Consider the following 2,965-nt stretch of genomic DNA (forward strand, 5'->3'; position numbering starts at 1 on the left):
TTGCTCTTTAACAATCTGGAACAAGCTGAAAATTGAAACATGACAGCTGAAACTTATCCCTCCGTAGAAGTATTGGGGTAAGGATTAACCTGTCATAGAGTCTCTCAAATAAACAGCACGACAGTGTTCTCTGTTTACAGAAACACCTTCGGGTTGTGAGGTTAAGTGACTAAGCGTACACGGTGGATGCCTAGGCAGTCAGAGGCGATGAAGGGCGTGCTAATCTGCGAAAAGTGTCGGTAAGGTGATATGAACCGTTATAACCGGCAATACCCGAATGGGGAAACCCAGTGTGTTTCGACACACTATCGTATGGTGAATACATAGCCATACGAGGCGAACCGGGGGAACTGAAACATCTAAGTACCCCGAGGAAAAGAAATCAACCGAGATTCCCCTAGTAGCGGCGAGCGAACGGGGAACAGCCCAGAACCTGAATCAGTTCTTGTGTTAGTGGAAGCGTCTGGAAAGTCGCGCAGCAAAGGGTGATAGCCCCGTACACTAAAATGCATTAACTGTGAGTTCGATGAGTAGGGCGGGACACGTGACATCCTGTCTGAATATGGGGGGACCATCCTCCAAGGCTAAATACTCCTGACTGACCGATAGTGAACCAGTACCGTGAGGGAAAGGCGAAAAGAACCCCGGCGAGGGGAGTGAAATAGAACCTGAAACCGTGTACGTACAAGCAGTGGGAGCACCTTCGTGGTGTGACTGCGTACCTTTTGTATAATGGGTCAGCGACTTATATTTTGTAGCAAGGTTAACCGTATAGGGGAGCCGTAGGGAAACCGAGTCTTAACTGGGCGACTAGTTGCAAGGTATAGACCCGAAACCCGGTGATCTAGCCATGGGCAGGTTGAAGGTTGGGTAACACTAACTGGAGGACCGAACCGACTAATGTTGAAAAATTAGCGGATGACTTGTGGCTGGGGGTGAAAGGCCAATCAAACCGGGAGATAGCTGGTTCTCCCCGAAAGCTATTTAGGTAGCGCCTCGTGAACTCATCTTCGGGGGTAGAGCACTGTTTCGGCTAGGGGGCCATCCCGGCTTACCAAACCGATGCAAACTCCGAATACCGAAGAATGTTATCACGGGAGACACACGGCGGGTGCTAACGTCCGTCGTGAAGAGGGAAACAACCCAGACCGCCAGCTAAGGTCCCAAAGTCATGGTTAAGTGGGAAACGATGTGGGAAGGCATAGACAGCCAGGATGTTGGCTTAGAAGCAGCCATCATTTAAAGAAAGCGTAATAGCTCACTGGTCGAGTCGGCCTGCGCGGAAGATGTAACGGGGCTAAACCATGCACCGAAGCTGCGGCAGCGACGCTTAGGCGTTGTTGGGTAGGGGAGCGTTCTGTAAGCCGTTGAAGGTGAACTGTGAGGTTTGCTGGAGGTATCAGAAGTGCGAATGCTGACATAAGTAACGATAAAGCGGGTGAAAAACCCGCTCGCCGGAAGACCAAGGGTTCCTGTCCAACGTTAATCGGGGCAGGGTGAGTCGACCCCTAAGGCGAGGCCGAAAGGCGTAGTCGATGGGAAACAGGTTAATATTCCTGTACTCGGTGTTACTGCGAAGGGGGGACGGAGAAGGCTAGGCTAGCCGGGCGACGGTTGTCCCGGTTTAAGCGTGTAGGGGGGTGTTCCTGGTAAATCCGGAACGCTATCAACCCTGAGGCGTGATGACGATGCACTACGGTGCAGAAGTAGTTGATGCCCTGCTTCCAGGAAAAGCCTCTAAGCATCAGGTAACATCAAATCGTACCCCAAACCGACACAGGTGGTCAGGTAGAGAATACCAAGGCGCTTGAGAGAACTCGGGTGAAGGAACTAGGCAAAATGGTGCCGTAACTTCGGGAGAAGGCACGCTGGCGCGTAGGTGAAGAGACTTGCTCTCGGAGCTGAAGCCAGTCGCAGATACCAGCTGGCTGCAACTGTTTAATAAAAACACAGCACTGTGCAAACACGAAAGTGGACGTATACGGTGTGACGCCTGCCCGGTGCTGGAAGGTTAATTGATGGGGTCAGCCGCAAGGCGAAGCTCTTGATCGAAGCCCCAGTAAACGGCGGCCGTAACTATAACGGTCCTAAGGTAGCGAAATTCCTTGTCGGGTAAGTTCCGACCTGCACGAATGGCGTAATGATGGCCAGGCTGTCTCCACCCGAGACTCAGTGAAATTGAACTCGCTGTGAAGATGCAGTGTACCCGCGGCAAGACGGAAAGACCCCGTGAACCTTTACTATAGCTTGACACTGAACATTGAGCCTTGATGTGTAGGATAGGTGGGAGGCTTTGAAGTGTGGACGCCAGTCTGCATGGAGCCAACCTTGAAATACCACCCTTTAATGTTTGATGTTCTAACTCGGCCCCGTGATCCGGGGTGAGGACAGTGTCTGGTGGGTAGTTTGACTGGGGCGGTCTCCTCCCAAAGAGTAACGGAGGAGCACGAAGGTTAGCTAATCACGGTCGGACATCGTGAGGTTAGTGCAAAGGCATAAGCTAGCTTGACTGCGAGAGTGACGGCTCGAGCAGGTACGAAAGTAGGTCTTAGTGATCCGGTGGTTCTGAATGGAAGGGCCATCGCTCAACGGATAAAAGGTACTCCGGGGATAACAGGCTGATACCGCCCAAGAGTTCATATCGACGGCGGTGTTTGGCACCTCGATGTCGGCTCATCACATCCTGGGGCTGAAGTAGGTCCCAAGGGTATGGCTGTTCGCCATTTAAAGTGGTACGCGAGCTGGGTTTAGAACGTCGTGAGACAGTTCGGTCCCTATCTGCCGTGGGCGTTGGAAGATTGAGAGGGGTTGCTCCTAGTACGAGAGGACCGGAGTGAACGCACCACTGGTGTTCGGGTTGTCATGCCAATGGCACTGCCCGGTAGCTAAGTGCGGAAAAGATAAGCGCTGAAAGCATCTAAGCGCGAAACTTGCCTCGAGATGAGTCTTCCCTGGGCCTTTAAGG

1 rRNA gene is annotated in these 2,965 nt (G+C 52.3%); it reads left to right on the forward strand.

The annotated features are described in order from the left end of the window. Positions 1–159: 159 nt before the first annotated feature. Positions 160–2,965: ribosomal RNA gene (locus tag ACMV5H_RS25200) — 23S ribosomal RNA — on the forward strand; the annotation flags it as partial.

It is taken from the genome of Serratia sp. N21D137 (assembly GCF_047530005.1).
Lineage (GTDB): Bacteria > Pseudomonadota > Gammaproteobacteria > Enterobacterales > Enterobacteriaceae > Chania > Chania fonticola_B.